This is a genomic window from Nonomuraea sp. NPDC002799 (assembly GCF_053592075.1).
Genome location: NZ_JBSFVA010000008.1, coordinates 146,180 through 169,333, shown reverse-complemented (window position 1 = coordinate 169,333; position 23,154 = coordinate 146,180). Strand labels below are relative to the sequence as shown.

Genomic DNA, 23,154 nt, shown 5'->3' with positions numbered 1-23,154 from the left:
CAGTCATGAGACGCCCGACCCTGGAAGGGGTCGCCGCCCGGGCGGGTGTGTCGCGCGCCACCGCCTCCCGGGTCGTCAACGGGCAGACGACGGTGGCGCCGCACATTCGCGACGCCGTACAACGCGCGATCGACGAGCTGGGCTACGTGCCCAACTCGGCGGCGCGCAGCCTGGTCACCCAGCGCACCGACTCGATCGCGCTGGTCGTCAGCGAGCCGGGGACCCGGGTCTTCTCCGACGATCCGATGTTCTCCACGGTGATCAGATCGGCGTCGATGGAGCTGGAGGCGGTCAACAAACAGGTCGTGCTGATGCTGGCCTCCTCGCCCAAGAGTCACGCCCGCGTGGAGCGTTACATCGCGGGCGGTCACGTGGACGGGGTCATGCTCATCTCCATGCACGGCGCCGACCCGCTGCCGTCCGCGCTGTCGCGCCTGCGCGTCCCCGTGGTCTCCTACGGCCGGCCGGCCGTGCCGGTGGACATCCCGTTCGTCGACAACGACAACATCGGCGGGTCGGAGGCCGGGGTCCGGCACCTGGTCGAGTCGGGGCGGCGCCGGATCGCCACGATCGCGGGACCACAGGACATGATCGCCGGGCAGGACCGGCTGACCGGCTACCGCAACGTGCTGCGCGACTCCGACCGCCGCTCGATCGTGGCGGTCGGCGACTTCACCCGGGAGTCGGGGGCGATCGCGATGCGGCAGCTCCTCGGCGACGACCCGGGGCTGGACGCGGTCTTCGTGGCCAACGACCTGATGGCGATCGGGGCGCTGCAGTCGTTGCGGCAGTCCGGGCGGCGGGTGCCCGACGACGTGGCGGTGGTGGGGTTCGACGACATCGAGGCGGCCAAGTACACCGAGCCGCCGCTGACGACGCTCCGGCATCCGGTGGCGGAGCAGGCGGCGGCCATGGTCACGCTCCTCCTGGAGCTCTTCGAGGGCGACCCGGCCGATCCGATCATCATGCCCACCGAGCTGGTGATCAGAGAGTCGGCCTGATCACATGGACCTCACCTCCGCCGCCGTGTCCATCGCTGAGGAGCACGGCGTGGTGGTGCGGGACCCCGTGGTCCTGAAGGACGCGTTCAACCTGGGGGTCCACCCTGGGGGCCCGCAGGGCGCCTACACCCGGAAGACGCGGAGTTGGAGGGCGAGCGTCGTGTAGTAGCCGACCAGCGTGGTCAGCTCGAACAACTCCTTCTCCCCCAGCGCCGCGTACTCCGCGTCGTCCAGGTCCCCGTTGGCCACCAGGGCGCGCGCCACACCGAGCACCGCCGCCTCGGTGGCGTCGGGCAGTTCCAGGGGCGAGCCGTCGCGCAGGGCCTGAAGCTGCTCGTCGGTGACCCCCAGGTCGCGCGCGATCGGCTCGTGCGCCGCCTGTTCGAACGCGCTGTCCTGGTGCCCCGCGACCACCAGGATCGCGAGCTCCCGCGCCCGGTCGGTGAGCGCGGAGCGGTAGCGGATGGCCGCGCCGAGCTCCTGCAGCGGATCGCCGACCGGCGGGCTGAGCAACATCGCGTTGAACGGCCCCGTCAGCCCGCCCTCCGCGTCGACCATGAACCCGCCCCGGGGACCCGAGGTGATCTTGTCGTAGAGCGCCCTGGCCTCGGGGACCAGATCGCGCGGCGGCGTTCTGCGCAGGCGTGCCATCCGGTGATCCTAGCCTGGCCGCCGCCGAGGTCCCCTCTGGGTCACAGCCATCAGCGGGGCGGAAAGTGGGCCCCGGGCGGGCCTGAGTCCGCCCGGGTCGTCCCTCGCCCCGGACGGGCCTGAGTCCGTGCGGGGCGAGGGACGGCCCGCCGGTCAGGAGGGGATCAGCCAGACCGTCGTGTCGGAGGGCAGCGTGTCCTCCTCCAGGGGTCCGCTGGCCAGCACGACCTCGCCCGCGGGCAGCGGCAGCGGGTCGGCTCCCAGGTTGGTGACGCAGGTCAGACCCGAGTCGCGGACGAAGGCCAGCACCTCATCCCCCAGCGGCAGCCAGGTCATGGTGCCGTCCCCGAGCAGCTCCCTGCGCAGGCCCAGACCGGTGCGGTAGAGGTTGAGCATCGAGCCCAGGTCCGTCCGCTGGGCCTCAGCCGTCAGCTTGTGCCAGCTCTCCGGCTGGGGCAACCACGGCGTGCCCGTGCCGAAGCCGAACGGCGGCTCCTCGCCCGACCACGGCAGCGGGATGCGGCAGCCGTCGCGGCCGGGGTTGGTGCCGCCCGACCTGGCGTACATCGGGTCCTGGCGGACCTCGTTCGGCAGGTCCTCGACCTCGGGCAGGCCGAGCTCCTCCCCTTGGTAGACGTAGACGGAGCCGGGCAGCGCCATCGCCAGCAGGGCCGCCGCGCGGGCGCGGCGGTAGCCGAGCTCCAGGTCGGAGGGGGTGCCGTGCAGGCCGCCCCCGTGTGCGAAGGTGGTGTCGGCGCGGCCGTAGCGGGTGACCGGCCGGGTCACGTCGTGGTTGGAGAGCACCCACGTCGGCGGGGCGCCGATGGGGGTGTGGGTGGCCAGGGTGAGGTCGATGGACCTGCGCAGGTCGGCCGGGTCCCAGGCGCAGGACAGGAAGTCGAAGTTGAAGGCCGTGTGCAGCTCGTCGGGGCGCAGGTAGCGGGCGAAACGCTCCTGATCGGGGAGCCAGACCTCCCCGATCAGAATGCGCTCGCCATACTCGTCGGCCACCTCGCGCCACCGGCGGTAGACGTCGTGGACCTCGTCGAGGTCTTCGTAACCGGTGTCGGACTTGAACAGCAGGGCCGCCGAGTCGATGCGGAAGCCGTCGGCCCCGCGGTCGAACCAGAACCGCAGCACGTCCTCGAACTCCTGGTGGACCTCGGGATTGGCCCAGTTGAGGTCGGGCTGTTCGGGGGCGAACAGGTGCAGGTACCACTGGCCGTCCGGCACCTGGGTCCAGGCCGAGCCGCCGAAGATGGACTGCCAGTCGTTGAGCGGCTCGTCGGCGAACCAGAAACGGTCGCGGGCCGCCGGGTCGGTCAGGGCCTCCTTGAACCAGGCGCTCTCCGTGGAGCTGTGGTTCGGGACCACGTCGATGATGACCTTGATGTCGAGCTCGTGCGCCTCCTCGATGAACCGTTCGGCCTCGGCGAGCGTGCCGAAGACCGGCTCGATGTCGCGGTAGTCGGCCACGTCGTAGCCGCCGTCGGCCATCGGCGACGGATACCACGGGTTCAGCCAGATGGCGTCGATCCCGAGATCTTTCAGGTACGGCAGGCGGGAGCGCAGGCCGGCGAGGTCGCCTGCCCCGTCGCCGTTTCCGTCGGCGAAGCTACGCAGGTAGACCTGGTAGATCGCGGCCCCCCGCCACCACGTTTGCGACATGCGCTATCCCTTAATGCTTCCGGCGGTGAGGCCCGCCATGATGTGTCGTTGGAAGATGAAGAAGACGATGACCATGGGGATGCTGGTGATCAGCAGGCCGCCCATGACCTGGTTCTGGGTGACGGCCCCGGCCGTCTGCGACAGGCCCACGCTGACCGTCATCTTGTCGCTGTCGGTCATCACGAGCAGCGGCCAGACGAAGTCCTTGAACGAGGTGACGATCGTGAAGATCGACACCACGCCCAGGATCGGCCGGGAGATCGGCAGGATGACCGAGCGCAGGACGCGTGCCGGTCCCGCCCCGTCGATCTGCGCGGCCTCGATCAGCTCCCGGGGGATCGAGTCGAAGAAGCGCTTGAGCAGGAAGATGTTGAACCCGTTGGCCGCCGCGGGCAACCACAACGCCCACGGGTTGTTGAGCAGGCCCAGGTCCACGACCGTGACGTACAGCGGGATGATGATGACCATCACCGGGATCATCAGCGTGGCCAGCATCAGGCCGAGGATGACGTTGCCGAACATCGGCCGCAGCTTCGACAGCGCGTACGCCGCCGAGACGTCCACGACCATGCAGACGATCCAGCCGCCCAGCGCGTAGTACGCCGTGTTGCCCAGCAGCGTGCCGATGTCGAACAGGTCCCACGCCTCGAAGAAGGCGTCGGGCGTCGGATCGGCCGGGATGTAGGTCGGCGGCATCTGGGCCAGCTCTTCCGGCGTCTTGAGCGCGCCGGTGACCATCCAGTAGAGCGGGAAGACGAAGGCGAGCGTGAAGAGCACGAGGACCGTGACCAGCACGAGCCAGTAGATCCGCCGCCCCCACCGGCTGTTGAGCTGCTGGGGCGAGACGATCGTGCGGAACTGCACCTCGATCGGCTTCGGCGACCTCTTCCTGCCCCGCCTCCGCCCGGTGGCGGCCCGGGCGCCCACGGAGATCATGCCTTGTCCTCCCTGGTCAGCCGGAGCTGGAAGGCGGCGAAGACGAGCAGCACGATCATGAGCATCATGCCGAGCGCACCCGCCGAGCCGTAGTCCTGGAGCGTGAACGCGTTCTGGAACATCAGGTACGCGACCGTGACCGTCGAGTTCTCCGGGCCGCCGCCGGTCAGCATGTACGGCTCGATGAACACCTGCATGGTCGCCACGATCTGCAGCATCAGCATGAGCAGCAGGATCAGCCGGGTCTGCGGGATCGTGACGTGCCTGATCCGCTTGAAGATGCCGGCCCCGTCCAGCTCGGCCGCCTCGTACAGCTCAGACGGGATGTTCTGCAGCGCGGCCAGGTAGATCAGGGTCGCGCTGCCCATGTTCATCCAGGTCGAGACGATGACCAGCGAGATGAGCGCGGTGGCGGAGCTGTCGAGCCAGGCCAGCGGCGGCAGGCCGACGACGTCGAGCATCTGGTTGAAGAGCCCGGGCCCGGGATCGTAGAACCACCTGAACAGCAGCACCGCCACGATCGGCGGCAGCATGACCGGCAGGTAGACCACGAACCGCAGGTAGGCCCGGGCATGGCGCAATTCGTTCAGCACGAGCGCGACGACGAACGGCACGGCGTAGCCGCACAGCAGCGCGAGGAGGGTGAACTCCAGGGTGTTCAGCCAGGCCTCGCCGAAGGCGGGGTCCTGGAAGGCGGTGATGAAGTTGTCCAGGCCCACCCAGATCGGCTCGTTGATCAGGTCGGTCTTCTGGAAGCTCAGAATGAACTCCCTGACCATCGGATACCAGGCGAACACCGTGAAGCAGAACAGCGCCGCACACAAGAACCCGTAGGCCGTCAGATTGCGCCTCAAGATTCCCATGCAGGTCAGCCCTTGGCCGCCAGCATCGAGTTCGCCTTGGTCTCGGCGTCCGTGAGCAGTTCGTCGACGCTGGCTTCCTTGCGGCTCAGCACGCCGGACATGGCCACGTCGAGGATGGCGTACAGCTCCTGCGCGTGCAGCGGCTCGGCCTTCGGCGGGATCGTGCCGGCGGCCTTGACGTAGGCGTCGTAGTTCTCGACCGGCAGTGAGGCGTTCTTCACGCGGTCGGCCTGGATGGCCTGGCCGGTGGGCGAGTCACCGAAGACGGCGTTGTCCGGCACGCCCACGGGGTTGCCGATGCTCTTGCCGCGGGCGAAGTCCCAGCGGCCCTTGCCGACGGTGTTGAAGCGGAAGTCGACCCACTCCAGCGCGGCCTTGGCCTCCTCGGGCGTGGCCTTCGGGTTGATCATGAACGCTTCGCCGCCGCTCAGCGACGCCTTGGCCTCGGGGAAGCCGGTGATGCCGTAGTCGGCCACGTTGCCCTTGAACTTGTTGACGACGTCGGTGACCACGTCGGGGGCGCCGAGCATCATGCCGACCTTGCCGCTGCCCATGGCGACCATCAGCGACTCCCAGCCGACCAGCAGCTTGCTGCCCATGCTGTTGTCCGTCCAGCGCATGTCGTGCAGGTTCTGCAGCACGGCCTTGCCCTCGGGCGAGTTGAAGGCGGCCTTCTTGCCGTCGGGGGTCAGGATGTCGCCGCCGCGGCCGTAGATGGACTGGGTGAAGTGCCAGCCGCCGGTGTTGCCGCCGGAGTACTCGCCGAAGCCGACGTGGCCGGCGCCGAGCGCGGCGATCTTCTTCGCCGCCTCGCGGACCTCGGCCCAGGTGGTGGGCGGCGTGTTCGGGTCGAGCCCGGCCTTGGTGAACAGCGCGCGGTTGTAGACCAGGCCCACGCTGTAGTGCACGTTCGGGACGCCGTAGACCTTGCCGTCCTTGGTGACCAGCTCCTTGTGGTCGGCGCGCAGGTCGCTCCAGGTCTTGACGGAGCTGGTGTACGGCGTGATGTCGAGGGCCTGGCCCTTGCCGATCACGTCGTTGTAGTTCGTCACCGGCACCACGAAGGCGGTCTCCATCTGGCCGCCCGCCAGCTTGGGACCGAACGTCTTGGGGTCGAAGCACGGCTGCTGGTCCGTGCTCTTGACCGTCACGCCAGGGTGGGCCTTCATGAACGTGGCCACGTCGTCATCCCAGGCCTGCCGCTCCTTCGGCGCGGACTTGGCCGGCTGGCAGGCCACCGTGATCGACACGGCCTTCGCGCCGCCGGAGGCGGCTGGAGTCGCGGGCTCACCTGAGCCACAAGCCGTGGCCGTCAGCCCGAGCACGGTTACGAGCAAGAGTCCAGTGGATCTCTGCATGGTCTGACCCTTCTGATGCGAGGTGCCCACACCATAGGATCGCCGACCGAAGTACGCAATATTTCGACTGTGTATTGCAAGATAACGACTACGTCACGCTACGCCCGGGCCGTCGAGGATCGCACCACCAGCTCCGGCTCGAACAGCAGCTCGTCGGCCGGCACGACCGCCTTGTCGATCTGCGCGACCAGCAGGTCGACCGCCGCCCGTCCCATGGCGTCGATCGGCTGGCGGACCGTCGTCAGCGGCGGCTCGGTGCAGTTCATCAGCGCGGAGTCGTCGAAGCCGATGACCGAGATGTCGCCGGGCACGGTCAGCCCGGCGCGGCGGGCCGCCCTGACCGTGCCGAGCGCGAGCAGGTCGCTGGCGCAGAACACGCCGGTGACCCCGCGCTTGAGCAGCCTGGCGGCGGCGGCGTGACCGCCTTCGAGCGAGAACATCGTGTGCTCGACCAGCTCAGGGTCGCCGCCCATCGCGCGGAAGGTCTCCAGCTTGCGCCGCGACGGCATGTGGTCCTTCGGCCCCAGCACCATGCCGGCCCGCTCGTGGCCGAGTGCGCGCAGGTGGCCCAGGGCCATCTCGGCCGCCACCACGTCGTCGCATGAGACCTGCGGGAAGTCGAGGTGCTCGACGGCCGCGTTGACCAGGACCGTGGGCAGCTTGCGCTCGTGCAGCAGCTCGTAGTGGCCGTGCGCGGCGTCGGCCTGGGCGTACAGGCCGCCGGCGAAGACCACGCCGCTGACCTGCTGCTGGAGCAGGAGGTCGACGTAGTCGGCCTCGGAGACGCCGCCCACCGTCCTGGTGCAGAGCACCGAGGTGAACCCCTGCTGGGCCAGGGCGCCGCCGACCACTTCCGCGAAGGCGGGGAAGATCGGGTTCTGCAGCTCGGGGAGCACCAGGCCGACCAGCCGGGCCCGGTCGCCGCGGAGCTGGGTGGGACGTTCGTAGCCGAGCACGTCGAGCGCGGTCAGGACCGCCTCGCGGGTCGCGTCGGACACCCCCGGCTTGCCGTTGAGCACGCGGCTCACGGTCGCCTCGCTCACCCCGACCTTCTTGGCCACCTCTGCGAGTCGTCGAGTCATGCGCAAACTATACGGCCTGGAGCGCAAGCGCTTGCAATGGCTTACGTAGATCGGACGTCGGGGCTTGCGGCCCTCTCACAGCGGGATTCCGCTCCGTACCTGGCCCTGACCAGCACCTGAATGCCGCACTGTGCGACTTTTGTCAGTCAATTGTTTGCGAAATGTCGTCGCAATATTGCAGGTATCTGCTCGACATCTTATGGTTCGGCCATCTGTCTTACCCCGAAGGGCCACCCCCATGAGAGCTCTCTTAGCCGCCCTTACGTTAGTCATCGGCATGCTGGCCGCGCCCGCTCTGGCTGCCGCCGACACGAATCTCGCCGCGGGCAAATCGGCCACCGCGAGCACCTTCACCGACGTCTACCCCGCCGCCAACGTCACCGACGGCAACCAGGGCACCTACTGGGAGTCGGCCGGCAACGCCTTCCCGCAGTGGGTCCAGGTCGATCTCGGCGCCGCCGCCAGTGTGAACAGGCTGGTGCTCAAGCTGCCCAGCGGCTGGCCCGGCCGGACGCAGACGCTGACGGTCCAGGGCAGCGGCAACGGATCGAGCTTCACCACGATCGCGGCCTCGGCCACCCACACCTTCAACCCGGCCGCCACCATCACCTTCGCCGCCACGACCACGCGCTACGTCCGGCTGCAGATCACCGCGAACAGCGGCTGGCCGGCCGGGCAACTGTCGGAGTTCGAGATCTGGGGCAGCGCTCCCGACAATCCCGGCGGCGGCACCAACCTGGCGATCGGCAAGACGATCACCGAGTCGTCGCACACGCACACCTACGTCGCGGCCAACGCCAACGACAACAACGTGCAGACCTACTGGGAGGGCGGCGCCTACCCCGGCACGCTCACCGTGCAGCTCGGCGCCAACGCCGACCTGACCTCGCTGACACTCAAGCTCAACCCGGACGCCGCCTGGGGCCGGCGCACGCAGACGATCCAGGTGCTCGGCCGTGAGCAGAGCGCCACGGGCTTCACCAGTCTCGTCTCCTCCGCCGTTTACACCTTCGACCCGGCGACCGGCAACACGGTGACGATCCCCGTGACGGCCAAGGTCGCCGACGTCCGCCTGCAGTTCACCGCCAACTCCGGCGCGCCGGGCGGCCAGATCGCCGAGTTCCAGATCTTCGGCAACCCGGCGGCCAACCCCGACCTGACCGTGTCGGGCCTGACCGCCTCCCCCGCCGCGCCGGTCGAGACCGACGCGGTCACGCTGTCGGCCACCGTCCGCAACGCCGGCACCGCCGGCTCCGCCGCGACGTCGGTCACCTTCTACGCGGGCACCACCAAGGTCGGCGCCGCCGGCGTGGGCGCGCTGGCCGCGGGGGCGTCGGCCGCCGTGTCGGCGAACATCGGGGCGCGGGACGCGGGCACCTACCAGCTCTCGGCCAAGGTCGACGAGGACAACAAGGTCATCGAGCAGAACGAGGCCAACAACACCGCCACCGGCGGCCTGACCGTACGGCCGGTCGACACGGCCGACCTGATCGCCGCCCCCGTCGCCTGGACGCCGGGCAACCCGGCCGCGGGCGGCACGGTGACGTTCTCCGTCGCGATCAGGAACCAGGGCACGATCGCCTCCGGCGGCGGCTCCCACGGCATCACGCTCACCGTGCTCAACGACTCCGGCGCCGTCGTCAGGACGCTGACCGGCTCCACGAGCGGCGTCATCGCGCCCGGAGCCACCACCGGCCCGGTGAGCCTGGGCACGTGGACGGCCGCGAACGGCAAGTACACGGTCAGGACCGTGCTCGCCGACGACGCCAACGAGCTGCCGGTCAAGCGCGCCAACAACACCAGCGAGCTGCCGCTCTTCGTGGGCCGGGGCGCGAACATGCCGTACGGCACGTACGAGGCCGAGGACGCCGTGATCGGCGGCGGCGCGGCCCGCGTCGGCCCGAGCAGGGCAATCGGCACGGTCGCCGGCGAGGCCTCCGGGCGGCGCGCGGTGACGCTCAACCAGACCGGTGCCTACGTCGAGTTCACCACCCGGGCGACCACGAACACGCTGGTCACCCGCTTCTCCATCCCCGACGCCCCGGGCGGCGGCGGCATCAACTCCACCCTGAACGTCTACGTGGACGGCACCTTGCTCAAGGCCATCAACCTGACCTCGCGGTACGCGTGGTTGTACGGCGACGAGGCCAGTCCGAACAACTCGCCCGGCTCGGGGCCGCCCCGCCACATCTACGACGAGGCGAACCTGCTGCTCGGCACCACCGTGCCGGCCGGCAGCAGGATCAAGCTGCAGAAGGACGCGGCCAACTCCAGCACGTACGCGATCGACTTCGTCGACTTCGAGCAGGTGGCGGCCACGGCCAACCCGGACCCGGCGAGGTACGCCGTACCGGCCGGATTCACCCATCAGGACGTGCAGAACGCCCTCGACCGGGCCCGCATGGAAACCAACCTGCTCGGCGTCTACCTGCCCGCGGGCGACTACCAGACCTCCAGCAAGTTCCAGGTCTACGGCAAGTCCGTCCGGATCGTCGGCGCCGGCCCCTGGTACACGCGGTTCTTCTCTCCCTCGGGTCAGGAGAACACCGACGTCGGCTTCCGGGCGGACGCGACGGCCAACGGCTCGACGTTCGCGGGCTTCGCCTACTTCGGCAACTACACCTCGCGCATCGACGGCCCCGGCAAGGTGTTCGACCTGTCGAGCGTGGCGAACCTCACGATCGACAACGTCTGGGCCGAGCACCAGATCTGCCTGTTGTGGGGCACCAACACCGACAACCTGACCATCAAGAACGCGCGGATCAGGAACGTGTTCGCCGACGGCCTGAACCTGACCAACGGCAGCACCGGCAACCACGTCACCAACATCGAGACCAGGTCCACGGGTGACGACAGCTTCGCGCTGTTCTCGGCCATCGACAACAACTCGGGCGAGCAGTTCGGCAACGTCTTCGAGAACCTGACCTCGCTGCTGACCTGGCGGGCGGCCGGCCTGGCCGTGTACGGCGGCTACAACAACACCTTCAGGAACATCTACGTGGCCGACACGCTGGTGTACTCCGGCGTCACGATCAGCTCGCTGGACTTCGGGATCCCGATGCACGGGTTCGGCGCCAGCCCGCCCACGACGTTCGACAACATCTCGCTGGTCAGAGCGGGCGGGCACTTCTGGGGGCAGCAGACGTTCCCGGCGATGTGGATCTTCTCCGCGTCGAAGGTGTTCCAGGGCATCCGGGTCAGCAACCTGGACATCGTGGACCCGACGTACAGCGGGATCATGTTCCAGACGGGCTACACGGGCGGCACGCCGCTGAACCCGGTCAAGGACACGACCTTCACGAACGTGTCGATCAGCGGCGCTCAGAAGAGCGGTGACGCCTTCGACGCCAAGTCCGGGTTCGGCATCTGGGTGAACGAGCTGCCCGAGCCGGGTCAGGGCCCGGCGGTCGGGGCGGCCACGTTCACCGGCCTGCGGTTCAGCAACAACGCGCAGAACATCAAGAACACCACCTCGACGTTCACCCTCACCGTCAACTAGAGCTCTGACCTGGTGGGCAACCCCTGCCAGTCACTGATGCCGGTCACCGCGGCGGCGCTCAGCAGCGCCCCGCGGTGCAGGCGTTCCTGGGGGGTGAGGCCGTCGAGCGCGGCGCTGATGTAGCCCGCCGCGAACGCCTCCCCCGCGCCGGCCGTGTCCACGACCGGCACCTGCCAGCCCTGCACGTCGTAACGCATCCGGTCGGCCCGCACGCTCGCGCCCTTCGCGCCCCGGTCCACCACGACCTCGCGCTCGGGGGTGAGGGCCGGCTTGACCAGGTCCAGCTCGTCCTGGCGGAGGAAGAGCAGGTGGGAGTCGCAGGCCAGCTCGCTGAGCACCTCCTCGGCCTCGCGCACCGACGGCCAGAGCTCCGGGACGTACTCGACGGAGAAGGAGATCATCACGTCGGCGTTCCTGGCGGCGCTCACCGCGACCCGTACGGCCTCCAGCGCGTCGCGGCCGAGAGCGGCCGTGATGCCGGTGACGTGCAGCATCTTGGCGGCGGCGATGCGGTCGATGGGCACGTTGCCCGGCGCGAGCCGGGAGCCCGCCGAGCCGGTGCGGTAGTGCGCCACCTTGAGCTCGCGCGCGACGCGCGTCTCGCGCAACACCATCCCCGTGCGCAGCCCCTCGGCCACGCGCAGGTCCGCCACGTCCACGCCCTCACCTCTGAGCACGGTGACCACCCTGGCGCCCAGCTCGTCGTCTCCGACCTTGCCGAGGTACGCGGCGCGGTGGCCCAGCCGGGCCAGGCCGATGGCGAGCGTGAACTCGGGGCCGCAGACGTCGAGTCTGGCCTCGCTCTCGTGGCGGACACGGCCGCTGGAGACGACCCCCAGCGGCTCACCCAGCGTGTAGACGTCGGTCATGCGGCCGACTGTAGTTGGTCACGCTGTAGTTGGTCACGCATGCACAAAACGGATTTCTCCGCATATGCCCTGGTTAAGACCGTGATCAAATATTTTCTGTAACTTTAGCGAACCTTTCTCCCATCTGATGGCTCAAAGTAGTAGAGGGAGCCGGCACCCCGGGCCGGCTCTGAGTCAATACGGGGAGAGGAATCAGCACCCTCATGAAAAAGATGGCAGTAGGTATCCTTTCCGCTCTTGTGGGCGGGGCAATGCTCGTGACAGGCGCGGGCGCCGCCTCCGCCACGAAAGTGGACACCCAGCTCAAGATCCGCGACATCACGCCGAACCCGGTAGTGGTCAAGGCCGGTAACGAGACCACGACGTTCTTCGACGTCGGCGCTAGCTCCGACGTTCAGAAGGTGGAGCTCAGCGTGGCTCCCGCCGAGGGCTTCCACACCCTGCGGACGAAGGACGTCAAGGACCTCGAAGGCTGGCGCTTCGCGATCGGCTTCACCGAGAACGACCCGGCCGGCAAGTGGAAGGCCACGGCCGTGGCCTTCGACGGCAAGGGCAAGGAGATCGCCAAGGACTCGGCGTTCTTCTCTGTCGAGATCCAGAAGGGCAAGGCCGACACGCGCATCTCGCGTTTCAGCGCCGACCCCTACAAGGTTCGCAAGGGTAAGTCGATCTACTTCTCCGGCCGTCTCCAGGTCGATGACCACGGCTGGGAGGGCGTCCGCGGCGAGCGCGTGAGCGTCTACTACCGCGCCAACGGCCACAGCGGCTGGAAGTGGGTCGCCTCCGCGAAGACCAAGTGGAGCGGCAAGTTCACCGCTAAGACGCGTGCCTACAAGAGCGGCACGTTCAAGGCCGTCTACGGCGGCGACCGCGAGCTGGAAGGCGCCTCGAGCCGCACGGACTACGTGCGGGTCTACGGCTCCACCTGGCGTCGCTAGTCCACCCACGGAAGCCCGGTCCCCGCGAGGGGGCCGGGCTTTCGGCTTTTCTTTGCCTGATCACAGGTTTACGGATCAGCACTTGCGCGCATGGTGAGACGCACTGCGTTGATCGACCCCCGAAGGAGCCACGCATGCCGCACCCCGTGATCGCCCTCGTCCTGAGCATGACGAGCACGCTGGGAGCGGCGCCCGCGCCCGAGTTGTCGGTCCGCTACGAGCCGCCCGGCTCCCCGCGCGCGCAGCAGGCCGGGAAGGTGCTGAAGGAGAGCCACGCGCTGAAGACCCGGATCCGCCTGCCCAGGGCGATCAAGGTCGTCGCCCGCGACTGCGACTCGCCGACGTCCGCCTGGGACCGCGAGAAACGCCGGATCACCATCTGCTACTCGCTGGTCGACAAGGTGCGCCGCACGATGACCGGGATCTCCGAGACCGAGGAGACCGACGCCCGCACCACGGCCGCCCGCGTCGACGGCGCGCTGGCCGTGCTCTTCCACCACCAGCTCGGCCACGCCCTGGCCGACCTCAACGGCCTGTCCGGCGGTGAGGCGCAGGCCGACCAGCTCGCCGCGCTGACGCTCGCCTCCGACGTCCCCGGGCACGTCGTGCCCGCCGCCGAGGCCCGCCATCTGCTCGCCGGTCACACCGGCATCGACCACCTCTCCGGCCCCGACGAGTCCGCCACGTTCGCCTGCCTGCTGTACGGATCCGATCCCGCCAAGCACGCCCGCATCGCCCAGGGCGGCTGGGTCCCCGCCGAGCGGGCGCCGTCCTGCGCGGCCGAGTATCAGAGGGTCAAAGCGGCCGTCGGCTCCCTCGCGGTGAGAGCCGGCACATAAGGGGTAGCGTCCGAGGTATGGCTGACGACCTGCTGAAAGACTTCGATCCCTTCGACATCTTCGACGCCGAAGCGGCCCGGCTCGACCGCTTCTTCGCAGGGCTCGACGAGGCCGGCTGGCAGCGGCCGTCCCGCTGCGCGGGCTGGTCGGTGCGCGACGTGCTGGCGCATCTGGCGGGCGAGGAGGCGTACAACCACGCCTGCCTCGACGGCACCGTGCAGGAGCTGATGACCCGGCTGGCCGCCGAAGGAGTGACGGGGTTCAACGACTTCAACGACTGGAGCGTGCGCCGGCGGCGCGACCTTCCGGTCGAGGCGGTCCTGGAGGAGTGGCGGGTCAAGAACGGTGACACGCGGCGGCGGATGCGCGAGGCCGGCCGCGACACCATGATCGACACGATGGCCGGCCCCTACCCGGCCGGCCGGCAGGCCTTCCACTACGACTCCGAGTACGCCACCCACGCCGACGACGTCGGCGCGCCCGTGTCGCAGAAGGAGGCCGAGTCCCGGACGTTGTGGCGGGTCGCGGTGGGCCGGTTCGTGCTCGACGAGCAGGAGGCCAAGGTGCAGGTCGAGCAGACGGCCGACGAGATCTGGGTGGCCGTGGACGGTACCAGCGCCTCGCTGCCGTACGACGAGTTCGTCGAAGCCACGGTGGGACGTCTGCCCGGGGACTACGGCCTCGACCCGCGCGTCGCCTCGGCCCTGAGGTGCCTGGCCTGAGAGTCCTGGCCTGAGAGTCCTGGCCTGAGAGTCCTGGCCTGAGAGTCCTGGCCTGAGAGGAGGCCGACGATCATGTGGCTGCGAGACCGTGCGGGCACGGAGCCGGTGAACGCGCGCAGCCCGATCCGCGCCCGCAGGATCCTGTCCTGGACGGCGTTGATCCTGGGCGTCGTGGCGGCGGTGTTCTTCGCCGTCCTGGCGATGAACACGGGAGAGGAGGTCTGGGGCTGGGAGGCCGCGATCGCGGCCGCGGTGGCCGTCGTCGCCGCCATCGACCTCCTCGTGCTCCGGCACCGCGGCTCAGGTCGTGACAATGGTCGAGGCCGTCACCACGGCTCAGGTCGTGACGACGGCCAGCAGTAGTAGCACGATCAGCAGTGCGCCGACCGTGAAGATCGCCCAGACGTGGGTCAGGGCCCACATGCGCAGCCGGTTGCCGTGCGCCTGCGGAAAGGCGCCCCCGGCTGCCTCGATCTTGCCCGCCTCGATTTCGTTGATCGCCGCGACCCGCTTGGCGAGCTCGGGGTCATCTCGCGCAAGCGCCTGCTCCATCTGGGCGAGGATGCGGCGTTCCCTTCCAGAGAGACTCATCGCGATCACCATTGCTCTCACGCGGGTGACAGCTTTTTACCCACCGGTAGCCCGAGCATGCCCGCTTCTTGAGCCCGCTCTAATGCGGGAACGCCCTGGGAGGGCGCGGTGTGACCTCTGCGCGATAGCCCTCGATGATCGCGACGATCTGGCGCATCAGGACGGTGTCCTCGATACGGTCGAGATAGAGCGAGCGCCGCGCCAGCCCGTCGAGGTCCACGGCGAAGTAGATCGCCATGAGGGGGTTGACGAACAACTCGCTGCCACGCGTCCGGTTCGTGAACCGCACGTCGCCGAACTCGCCGCGCACCGCCGCCGCGATCGAGCCGTTCACGATGCTCGGATAGGCCGCCAGCTCCGCCTGGGCGTGGGCGACGGCGTCGAGGTAGAGGGCGCCCGGCTTCGTGGCCCTGGAGACGGAGAACGCGCCCAGGTAGCCGCCCTCGCGTTCCAGGGCGGCCAGGTTCTCCAGCACCTGGACGTGGTTGACGCCGTGATAGGCGTCCACGCCGAAGCCGAGACAGGCGACGATCTTCTGCGGCACGTCGAGGCCGTGCACCGCGGCCAGGCTGGCCATGTCGTCGGCCGGGGTGCCGAGGCCCGCCTCGTCGCCGCGCATCAGGATGTCGGTGCCGCCGTCGACCAGGACGATCGCGTCGAGGGAGAGGTGCTCGGCCAGCGTGGCGTAGCCGGCTCTGAGGGGCTGGACGCCGGTCTTCCTGAACGCGTACACCGTCGAGGGCAGGTCGTGGGCCGCCAGCCATTGGGCGAGGCAGCCCTCGGGGAAGTACCAGTCACGGGCGGGCGTGCCCGGCCCGATCTCGGCGACGTCCTCGCCCAGCCAGACGTCGGGGTCTAGGGCGTCGAGGTGGCTGAACGACAGGTTCGCCAGGTGGATCTCCTTGCCCGCCTCGTGCAGGGCCAGGGCCAGGGGCAGGCCGGCGTACACGTCGGAGCCCCCGCCCGCGCCGGCCACGAGGATCCGGTAAGACCCCGCAAGCCTGGCGAAAAGCGGCAAGTCCAACATGCGTCACATCTTGCCGTCTTTCGCCGGTGCTATCCGTGTTTTCGGGCTGGACGTCAGCCCTGGGCCCGGCGGCCGTAGCGCTGGTTGAAGCGCTCGACGCGGCCCGCGGTGTCGAGGACGCGACCCCGGCCGGTGTAGAAGGGGTGGCTGGCGGACGACACGTCCACGTCGATGACGGGGTAGGTCCTGCCGTCCTCCCACTCGATGGTCCTGTCGCCGGACGCGGTGGAGCGGGTGAGGAAGGCGTATCCGACGCTCGGATCGCGGAAGACGACCGGACGGTACGCGGGGTGCAGGTTCTTCTTCATGCCCCCTCCAACCCGATGAGAACGGTTTTCATTCCCTCGCTTCGGGGTCGATCCCGAGGATCGTACGGCCCCCGTCCACGGGGATGGTCGCGCCGTTGACGAACGCGGCCTCCTCCGAGAGCAGATGCGCCACCACGGAGGCCACCTCGGCCGGGGTGGCGACCCGGCCCAGGGGATGCAGCGCGGCCAGCTCCTCCTCGGCCCGGGGCCGCTCGGCCCGGAGGGAGGCGTACCGTTCGGTGGCCACCGAGCCGGGGGCGACGGCGTTGACCCTGATGCCGTGCCTGCCGTACTCGACCGCCAAAGCCCTGGTCAGGCCCTCGGTGGCGGCCTTGGCCGTGGCGTAGGGGAGGCTGCCCGGCACCGGCCTGGTCGCCTGGTGCGAGGTGATGTTGACGATGGCGCCCGGCGTGCCCGCGGCGAGGAAGTGGCGCACGGCGGTGGCGCAGCCCACCACGGCCAGATCCAGGTTGGCCGCGATCAGGGCTCTGACCTCGGCGATCGGGGACGAATGCACGGAGGCGTCCCTGAACACGGCCGCGTTGTTGACCCAGCCCGCCAAGGTCCCCGACTCCTGGGCGAGGTCGGCGGCCCAGGCGGCGACCTCCTCGTCGGCCGCGTCGCCGATCACGGGCACCACCCTGGAGCCCTGGGGGCCGGCCCAGCCGAGGGCGTCCGCGTCGCGTTCGACGACGACCACGGTGTCCTTCTCACCGAGCAGCCGCTCGACCACGGCCTTTCCGATGCCACGCCCGCCACCGGTCACCACGTACGAAAGACTCATGAATTCGACGTTAATCGCCCGCACGGTGAAGTGACTTTTATCACCGCATTTCTCCCTAATTTCCCGTCCGTGAACGGGAACGATGCTCAACGTGATCGCCACACCCCGATCAAAGGCTCGCGCGCGCATGATCGGCGCACTCGCGATCACACAAACCGCCGGATATGGCGTGCTCTATTACGCCTTCTCGGTGTTCATCCCGCCGATGTCGCGCGACCTGGGCGCCGGGGTCACCCGGCTCACCGGCGCGATCACCCTGTCGGTGCTGGTGTCCGGACTGGTGGCGCCGCTGATCGGGCGCTGGCTCGACCGGCGCGGCGGGCGCGGCCTGATGACGGCCGGATCCCTGCTCGGCGGCCTCGCGGTGCTCGCGTGGTCACAGGTGCAGAGCGTCGCGCAGCTCTACGTGGTGTGCGCGGTGCTCGGCGTGGCCTCGGCGATGGTGCTGTACGAGGCGGCGTTCGCGGTGATCGTCGCCTTCTTCGACGCCGCCGGGCGGGCGCGGGCGCTGCTGGCGGTGACGGTGGTGGCGGGCTTCGCCTCCAGCATCTTCCTGCCGCTCACCGGGCTCCTGGTCGATCGGTACGGCTGGCGGCAGGCCCTGGTCGTCCTCGCCGCCGGATACGCCCTGACCGCCGTGCCGCTGCACGCGCTGGCCGTGCGCGGCCGGGGCGCGCCACCCCATGCGGACCGGGGCCGGATCGTCGGGACGGCGCTGCGTGAGAGGCCCTTCTGGTTGCTGGCGGCGGCGTTCCTGACGCAGACCGGCGCGGTGGCGGTCATGGGCGTGCTGCTCGTCACGTACCTGATCGTGCTGGGACATTCCCCGCTGTTCGCCGCCGCCGTGGCCGGGCTGCTCGGGGTGTTGTCGGTGACCGGGCGGCTGGTCACGACCGGGCTGCAGGCGCGGTGGCGGGTGGCGCTGATCACGGCGGGGATGTTCGGGCTGCAGGGGCTGGCGGCGGTGCTGCTGCCGCTCGTGGGGCGGAGCGTGGCGGGGGCCGTGGTGGCCGTGGTGCTGTTCGGGCTGGGGTTCGGGGTGGCGACGATCGCGCGGCCCGCGCTGCTGGCCGACCGGTACGGCACGGCCGCGTACGCGTCGCTGAGCGGGGCCCTCGCGCTGCCGATCACGGTGGCCAAGGCGGTCGCGCCGCTGGTGGCGGCCGGGATCGCGCAGTTCGCCGGCTATCCGGTGGTCATGGGGGTGGTGGCGGCGGCCTGCGTGCTCGGGGCGCTGTCGCTGGTCGCCTACGATCGAGGAGACCGCCCCGGCACGGCCCCGACCTGACCTTCACGGACAGAACGGACGCCGCGTCGGCACGGCCCCGACCTGACCTTCACGGGCAGAACGGACCAGACGGACGCCACATCGGCACGGCCCCGACCTGACCTTTTCGGACACGAACGGACCGGTCGGACGCCACCCGATCGCCGTCGGCGGAACTCACGAACCGCTCGCCCGCGACCACTTAAGGTAGCCACATGGATACCCCCATCGAGGTCCTGCACCGCGTGTTCGGCTACGACTCGTTCCGGGCGGGTCAGCAGGAGATCATCGACCATGTCGTCGGCGGCGGCGACGCGCTCGTCCTCATGCCCACCGGCGGCGGCAAATCGCTCTGCTACCAGATCCCCGCCCTGGTGCGCCGTGGCGTGGGAGTGGTCATCTCGCCCTTGATCGCGCTGATGCAGGACCAGGTCGACGCGCTGCGGGCGCTCGGCGTGCGCGCGGGGTTCCTCAACTCCACCCAGGACTTCGGCGAGCGGCAGCTCGTGGAGGCCGAGTTCCTGGCCGGAGAGCTCGACCTGCTCTACCTCGCCCCCGAGCGGCTGCGGGTGGACAGCACGCTGCGGTTGCTGACCAAGGGCGAGATCTCGGTGTTCGCCATCGACGAGGCGCACTGCGTGGCGTCGTGGGGCCACGACTTCCGCCCCGACTACCTGGCGCTCTCGGAGCTGCACGAGCGCTGGCCGGACGTGCCGCGCATCGCCCTGACCGCCACCGCCACCCCGGCCACCCACGCCGAGATCTCCACCCGGCTCGGCCTCGACCAGGCGCGCCATTTCGTGGCCAGCTTCGACCGGCCCAACATCCACTACCGCATCACCGCCAAGAACGAGCCGAAGCGGCAGTTGCTCGACTTCCTGCGCACCGAGCACCCGGACGAGTCGGGCATCGTCTACTGCCTGTCGCGCTCCTCGGTCGACAAGATCGCCGAGTTCCTGACCGACAACGGCATCGCGGCGGTGCCGTACCACGCGGGGCTCGACGCCCGCACCCGGGCCGCGCACCAGTCCCGCTTCCTGCGCGAGGACGGTCTGATCGTGGTGGCCACGATCGCGTTCGGCATGGGCATCGACAAACCCGACGTGCGCTTCGTCGCCCACCTCGATCTGCCCAAGTCGCTGGAGGGCTACTACCAGGAGACCGGCCGCGCGGGCCGCGACGGGCTGCCGGCGGCGGCGTGGATGGCCTACGGCCTGCACGACGTGGTCCAGCACCGGCGCATGGCCATGGAGGGCGACGAGGCCCACCGCCGCCGCCAGGTCCACCACCTGGACGCCATGCTCGCGCTGTGCGAGACCGCGAGCTGCCGGCGCGTGATGCTGCTCGACTACTTCGGCCAGAAGGGCTCCGAGCCGTGCGGCAACTGCGACACCTGCCAGACGGCGCCGGAGTCATGGGACGGCACCGTCCCGGCCCAGAAGGTGCTCTCGACCGTGCTGCGGCTGGACCGGGAGCGGCGGCAGAAGTTCGGGGTGGGGCAGGTGGTGGACATCCTGATCGGCAAGAAGACCGCCAAGGTGCTGCAGCACGGCCACGAGACGATGACGGTCTTCGGGGTGGGCACCGACCTGGGCAACGCGGAGTGGCACGGAGTGGTGCGCCAGCTCCTGGCCCAGGGCCTGCTGGCGGTGGAGTCCAACTACGGCGCGCTGGTGCTCACCGACGAGAGCGCCGCCGTCCTGCGCGGCCAGCGTGAGGTGCTGCTCCGCCGCGACACCCTCCGCCCGGCCCGCGCCAAGACGTCCTCTTCGTCGTCGTCGGCGAAATCCCGGCCGGCGGCTGCTGAGCTGTCCGCCGAGGCCACACCCGTCTTCGAACGCCTCCGGGCGTGGCGGGGGGCCACCGCCAAGGAGCAGGGGGTGCCCGCCTATGTGATCTTCCATGACGCGACACTGCGGGAGATCGCGACCCTGGCGCCGTCCTCACTGGCCGAGCTCAGCAAGGTGAACGGGGTCGGGGAGAACAAGCTGGCAAAGTACGGCGATCAGGTCTTGGAAACACTCCAGAGCGATGCCTGAGCACCTGCGCTGCGGCGGGGACTGATCCGGCCTGTCATCACCTCGTGGAGGGCCGGCACACCTCCCGGTCAGCGGCCACGAGGGCCGCTATGACATGCGAGAGATCGTACATGCGATCTTGTACCGGGCGAGGACCGGCTGCCAGTGGCGTTACCTGCCGCACGACCTCCCGCTGTGCACCGTGGTGTACGGCCGCACGGCCTGCCGACGTACACCACGGTGTGTCACTACCTCGGTCGCCGGCGCGGTGACGGCGCCGACCAGACCATCCACGACCTGCTGCGCTGGCAGGTGCCGCGAGCAGGCGGGCCGAGGACCCAGCGCGGTGGTCCTGGACACCCAACCGTGCACACCAGCGTCAACGCGCACGCGGACACTACGGGCTGGATCCGGGCAAGAAGAGCCGGGGGCGTATACGCGGCATCGCCTCCGACGTGCTCGGGCTGGTTGTCGGGGTGGAGGTGGTGCACCGCGATCCGCACACCCTCGGGTTCGCGCCGCTGCCCAAGCGGTGGCTGGCTCGGGAAACCGGAGGTCATCGCCGAGAAGCTTGCGGCCTTCAACAGGGACGACCCTGAGCAGCCCGGCGGCGATCGCTGGACGACTTTCGCGAGTTCATGGTCCACGCACAGCTGGCAGATTTCCGGAGCGTCTTCGATCAGGCCTTGTCCGGGTTCAGCATCGGTCTCGGCGACCTGTCTGCGCGCTATCACAGCATCTACGGTGTGATGTTCGTCCACCTGGACAACCACATACTCGAGCAAATGCCCGCGCGGCGGTGCGCCAGCGAGACCTGCGGCAACTTGTTCGCGCACCAACGCGGCCGCGGTCAGTATGGGCAGCACCGCAGCCAGGGAGTGAAATACTGCTTGACGAACTGCGCACGCGCCCCGGCCGCACGCGAGCTGCGCCGACGTCAGCGGGCTGAACGATCGCCGCACTGCACCGAGACATAGCTATGCCCCGGCTGCGTGCGATGCAGAGGCAGAACCGGGGCTTATGCCTCGACGGTACCACCCTTTGTGCTGATCGGAAACTACGGGCAACCAGAAGGCGGCCACGATGCAGGAAGCTGAGGCCAGGCGGTTGTGTACGCTCCTGTCTCCCCTCCGCCTCGCCGAATACCAGCTGGCCTGCGGCGGCGACACCGTCGCAGCCTTGCGGCTGCATTGTTGGAACACGGAGATCAGCGAAGCGTTCTACGGCCCCCTGCAGTACCTGGAGGTGGCCATACGCAGCGCGATGACGCGCGAGCTCACCGGCTACTTAAGGCGTGACGACTGGTGGAACGATCCGCGCCCTCAGCTCACCTACGGCGGCCGCCAGCGCATCAGCGAAGCCGAGCGGCAGCTGCAGCGCATCGGCCTGACCCCCACCCCGCACATGGTCAGCGAAGAGCTGCCGTTCGGTTTCTACGTCTCGTTGCTCGGGCCGGGCAACGGCTATGGCGCACCGCCCTGTACCGGGCCTTTCCCACCTACCGTGGCCGCCGCCGGCTCCTGCACCATCAGGTCGACCATCTCAGGATCTTCCGTAACAAGATCGCTCATCACGGACCGATCCACCATCGCCACCTCGTCGCCGACCACGAGGCGATCCTGCGGTGCCTCGGCTACATCGACGCGGGATTGGCGACCATGGTGCGACAGCACAGCCGGGTGCCCGAGGTCCTCGGCCGGCGCCCTTGACAGCACAGCGGCCGCGCGGGGACTGAGGTCCGGGCGTGAAGGCTGAGCGGCTGCGCGAGGGCTGAAGAGCTCTGGGCGTGATGCCTGCGTGGGGCTGAGCGGGTGCGTGAGGGCCGCGAGGCTGGGTGTGGTGGTGGCGACGGCCGCACGAAGAACGGTCGTCGCCACCACGTTGGCCGGCCTGGCCGTGGCGATCACCCTCGCAGCCTCGCTGACGACCCGGCCGAACGTCTATTCGGCCCGTGACTCGGTGTGGATGGCTTCGCCGGCGCCTGATCACGATCTTCTCACCGTATCTGGTGAGCCGTTGTGGACTCGTGCCGAGTGGGTGGTTTCACTTGCCGTACAGGATGATCGTACGGCGTGTGAGCGGAAAATGCCGGGTGTCAGGCTGGCCAGTTCGGGTCACGGCCGAGGTAGGCCAGGAGGTGGTCCTGGGATGGCGCGTACGTCGGGACCGTCAGCGGACGGGCGAACCTGGCCGGACGTTCGGCTCTTGTGACGAGCACCCGGGCCAGGTCAAGGAGTTCCTCGGCCATGAACGGCGGGATCGGGCGGCGGTCGCCGCAGGACCTGGCCACGTCCCAGCCGTGAACGGCGATCTCGATCGCGCCGACTGCGGCCACCATGGGGCTGGTGAGGTGACGGTCGTGAATGGAGATCAGGTCGTCGGTGAGCGCGGCCGCCCAAAGGCCGAGGACTTCGGTGGCGCCGTCTCTGAGGAGGAGGGCCGGCGAGGTTCGCGGGTTCGAGCGGCCGGGTGACGGGGTTCGCGGGTTCGAGCGGCCGTGTGGCGGCGTTCGCGGGTCTGGGTCGTAGGGGATGTGGCCGGTGGCGGCCTCCGCCAGGGTGCGGAGGGAGGCGGTCATGTGGTCGAGGAGTTGCTGCAGGTTCCAGCCGGAGCATGGCGTCGGGCGGCAGAGGGCGGCCGGGGTGACGATGCGCAGGCTGCCGAGCGTGTAGTCGATCGCTCGTTCCAGCAACGCCACCCCTGCGGCCAGTGCCTGTCGTTGTTCGCCCATGT

21 protein-coding genes and 1 pseudogene are annotated in these 23,154 nt (G+C 69.4%); 10 read left to right on the top strand and 12 right to left on the bottom strand.

Annotated elements, in window-relative coordinates:
• Positions 1-5: 5 nt before the first annotated feature.
• Positions 6-1,001, top strand: coding sequence for a LacI family DNA-binding transcriptional regulator (locus ACWD0F_RS17815; protein WP_449876625.1), 996 nt, complete (start codon positions 6-8; stop codon positions 999-1,001).
• Positions 1,002-1,124: 123 nt separating this feature from the next.
• On the opposite strand, the gene ACWD0F_RS17810 is transcribed toward ACWD0F_RS17815, so the two are convergent.
• From ACWD0F_RS17810 to ACWD0F_RS17785, 6 genes are all read right to left on the bottom strand, one after another.
• Complete coding sequence (locus ACWD0F_RS17810; protein ID WP_449876623.1) at positions 1,125-1,652, bottom strand: carboxymuconolactone decarboxylase family protein; 528 nt, start codon at positions 1,650-1,652, stop codon at positions 1,125-1,127.
• 153 nt (positions 1,653-1,805) lie between these two features.
• A complete protein-coding gene (locus ACWD0F_RS17805) occupies positions 1,806-3,320 on the bottom strand; it encodes a glycoside hydrolase family 13 protein (protein WP_449876621.1) in 1,515 nt (504 codons plus the stop codon).
• Between the two features lie 3 nt (positions 3,321-3,323).
• A complete protein-coding gene (locus ACWD0F_RS17800; RefSeq protein WP_449876619.1) occupies positions 3,324-4,256 on the bottom strand; it encodes a carbohydrate ABC transporter permease in 933 nt (310 codons plus the stop codon).
• The gene (locus tag ACWD0F_RS17795) at positions 4,253-5,119 is read right to left on the bottom strand and encodes a carbohydrate ABC transporter permease (protein ID WP_449876617.1); all 867 of its coding nucleotides are present in this window, start codon (positions 5,117-5,119) and stop codon (positions 4,253-4,255) included. Before ACWD0F_RS17795 ends, ACWD0F_RS17800 begins: the two co-directional genes overlap by 4 nt.
• Before the next feature lie 5 nt (positions 5,120-5,124).
• Complete coding sequence (locus ACWD0F_RS17790; RefSeq protein WP_449876615.1) at positions 5,125-6,456, bottom strand: ABC transporter substrate-binding protein; 1,332 nt, start codon at positions 6,454-6,456, stop codon at positions 5,125-5,127.
• 119 nt (positions 6,457-6,575) lie between these two features.
• Positions 6,576-7,559 carry a LacI family DNA-binding transcriptional regulator gene (locus tag ACWD0F_RS17785; protein WP_449876613.1) on the bottom strand — a complete coding sequence of 328 codons (984 nt, stop codon included), beginning with the start codon at positions 7,557-7,559 and terminating at the stop codon, positions 6,576-6,578.
• A 238-nt stretch (positions 7,560-7,797) separates the two neighbouring features.
• On the opposite strand from ACWD0F_RS17785, the gene ACWD0F_RS17780 reads away from it, so the two are divergent.
• Positions 7,798-11,058 (top strand): discoidin domain-containing protein, encoded by a 3,261-nt coding sequence (locus tag ACWD0F_RS17780; RefSeq protein ID WP_449876611.1) that lies wholly within the window; start codon positions 7,798-7,800, stop codon positions 11,056-11,058.
• On the opposite strand, the gene ACWD0F_RS17775 is transcribed toward ACWD0F_RS17780, so the two are convergent.
• A complete protein-coding gene (locus tag ACWD0F_RS17775; RefSeq protein ID WP_449876609.1) occupies positions 11,055-11,927 on the bottom strand; it encodes a sugar kinase in 873 nt (290 codons plus the stop codon). The genes ACWD0F_RS17780 and ACWD0F_RS17775 overlap by 4 nt on opposite strands.
• Positions 11,928-12,178: 251 nt before the next feature.
• On the opposite strand from ACWD0F_RS17775, the gene ACWD0F_RS17770 reads away from it, so the two are divergent.
• From ACWD0F_RS17770 to ACWD0F_RS17755, 4 genes are all read left to right on the top strand, one after another.
• On the top strand, positions 12,179-12,865 hold the full coding sequence (locus ACWD0F_RS17770) for a hypothetical protein (RefSeq protein WP_449876607.1): 687 nt from the start codon (positions 12,179-12,181) through the stop codon (positions 12,863-12,865).
• A gap of 134 nt (positions 12,866-12,999) precedes the next feature.
• Positions 13,000-13,704 carry a DUF4344 domain-containing metallopeptidase gene (locus ACWD0F_RS17765; RefSeq protein ID WP_449876604.1) on the top strand — a complete coding sequence of 235 codons (705 nt, stop codon included), beginning with the start codon at positions 13,000-13,002 and terminating at the stop codon, positions 13,702-13,704.
• A 17-nt stretch (positions 13,705-13,721) separates the two neighbouring features.
• Positions 13,722-14,426, top strand: a complete 705-nt coding sequence (locus ACWD0F_RS17760; protein ID WP_449876602.1) for a maleylpyruvate isomerase family mycothiol-dependent enzyme — start codon at positions 13,722-13,724, stop codon at positions 14,424-14,426.
• Positions 14,427-14,498: 72 nt separating this feature from the next.
• Positions 14,499-14,789: a DUF6343 family protein gene (locus tag ACWD0F_RS17755; RefSeq protein ID WP_449876600.1), complete on the top strand. Its 291-nt coding sequence runs from the start codon at positions 14,499-14,501 to the stop codon at positions 14,787-14,789.
• Here ACWD0F_RS17755 and ACWD0F_RS17750 read toward each other — a convergent pair.
• The 4 genes from ACWD0F_RS17750 to ACWD0F_RS17735 form a co-directional block, all read right to left on the bottom strand.
• The gene (locus ACWD0F_RS17750; RefSeq protein ID WP_449876598.1) at positions 14,763-15,017 is read right to left on the bottom strand and encodes a DUF3040 domain-containing protein; all 255 of its coding nucleotides are present in this window, start codon (positions 15,015-15,017) and stop codon (positions 14,763-14,765) included. The two genes, ACWD0F_RS17755 and ACWD0F_RS17750, sit on opposite strands and share 27 nt — an antisense overlap.
• Positions 15,018-15,096: 79 nt before the next feature.
• Positions 15,097-16,044 (bottom strand): DUF1152 domain-containing protein, encoded by a 948-nt coding sequence (locus ACWD0F_RS17745; RefSeq protein WP_449876596.1) that lies wholly within the window; start codon positions 16,042-16,044, stop codon positions 15,097-15,099.
• A 53-nt stretch (positions 16,045-16,097) separates the two neighbouring features.
• On the bottom strand, positions 16,098-16,352 hold the full coding sequence (locus tag ACWD0F_RS17740; protein WP_449876594.1) for a type B 50S ribosomal protein L31: 255 nt from the start codon (positions 16,350-16,352) through the stop codon (positions 16,098-16,100).
• Between the two features lie 28 nt (positions 16,353-16,380).
• Complete coding sequence (locus ACWD0F_RS17735) at positions 16,381-17,136, bottom strand: SDR family NAD(P)-dependent oxidoreductase (RefSeq protein ID WP_449876592.1); 756 nt, start codon at positions 17,134-17,136, stop codon at positions 16,381-16,383.
• Positions 17,137-17,263: 127 nt separating this feature from the next.
• Here ACWD0F_RS17735 and ACWD0F_RS17730 point away from each other — a divergent pair, with 127 nt between their 5' ends.
• From ACWD0F_RS17730 to ACWD0F_RS17715, 4 genes and pseudogenes are all read left to right on the top strand, one after another.
• On the top strand, positions 17,264-18,424 hold the full coding sequence (locus tag ACWD0F_RS17730; RefSeq protein WP_449876591.1) for an MFS transporter: 1,161 nt from the start codon (positions 17,264-17,266) through the stop codon (positions 18,422-18,424).
• Positions 18,425-18,618: 194 nt separating this feature from the next.
• Positions 18,619-20,442: a DNA helicase RecQ gene (gene recQ, locus ACWD0F_RS17725; protein WP_449876589.1), complete on the top strand. Its 1,824-nt coding sequence runs from the start codon at positions 18,619-18,621 to the stop codon at positions 20,440-20,442.
• A 31-nt stretch (positions 20,443-20,473) separates the two neighbouring features.
• A pseudogene (locus tag ACWD0F_RS17720) lies at positions 20,474-20,632 on the top strand (transposase); the annotation flags it as partial.
• An 872-nt stretch (positions 20,633-21,504) separates the two neighbouring features.
• Positions 21,505-22,176 carry a hypothetical protein gene (locus tag ACWD0F_RS17715; RefSeq protein ID WP_449876587.1) on the top strand — a complete coding sequence of 224 codons (672 nt, stop codon included), beginning with the start codon at positions 21,505-21,507 and terminating at the stop codon, positions 22,174-22,176.
• Positions 22,177-22,516: 340 nt separating this feature from the next.
• Here the strand turns inward: ACWD0F_RS17715 and ACWD0F_RS17710 are convergent, their stop codons facing one another.
• Positions 22,517-23,152 carry a TIGR03086 family metal-binding protein gene (locus ACWD0F_RS17710; RefSeq protein WP_449876585.1) on the bottom strand — a complete coding sequence of 212 codons (636 nt, stop codon included), beginning with the start codon at positions 23,150-23,152 and terminating at the stop codon, positions 22,517-22,519.
• Positions 23,153-23,154: the final 2 nt, after the last annotated feature.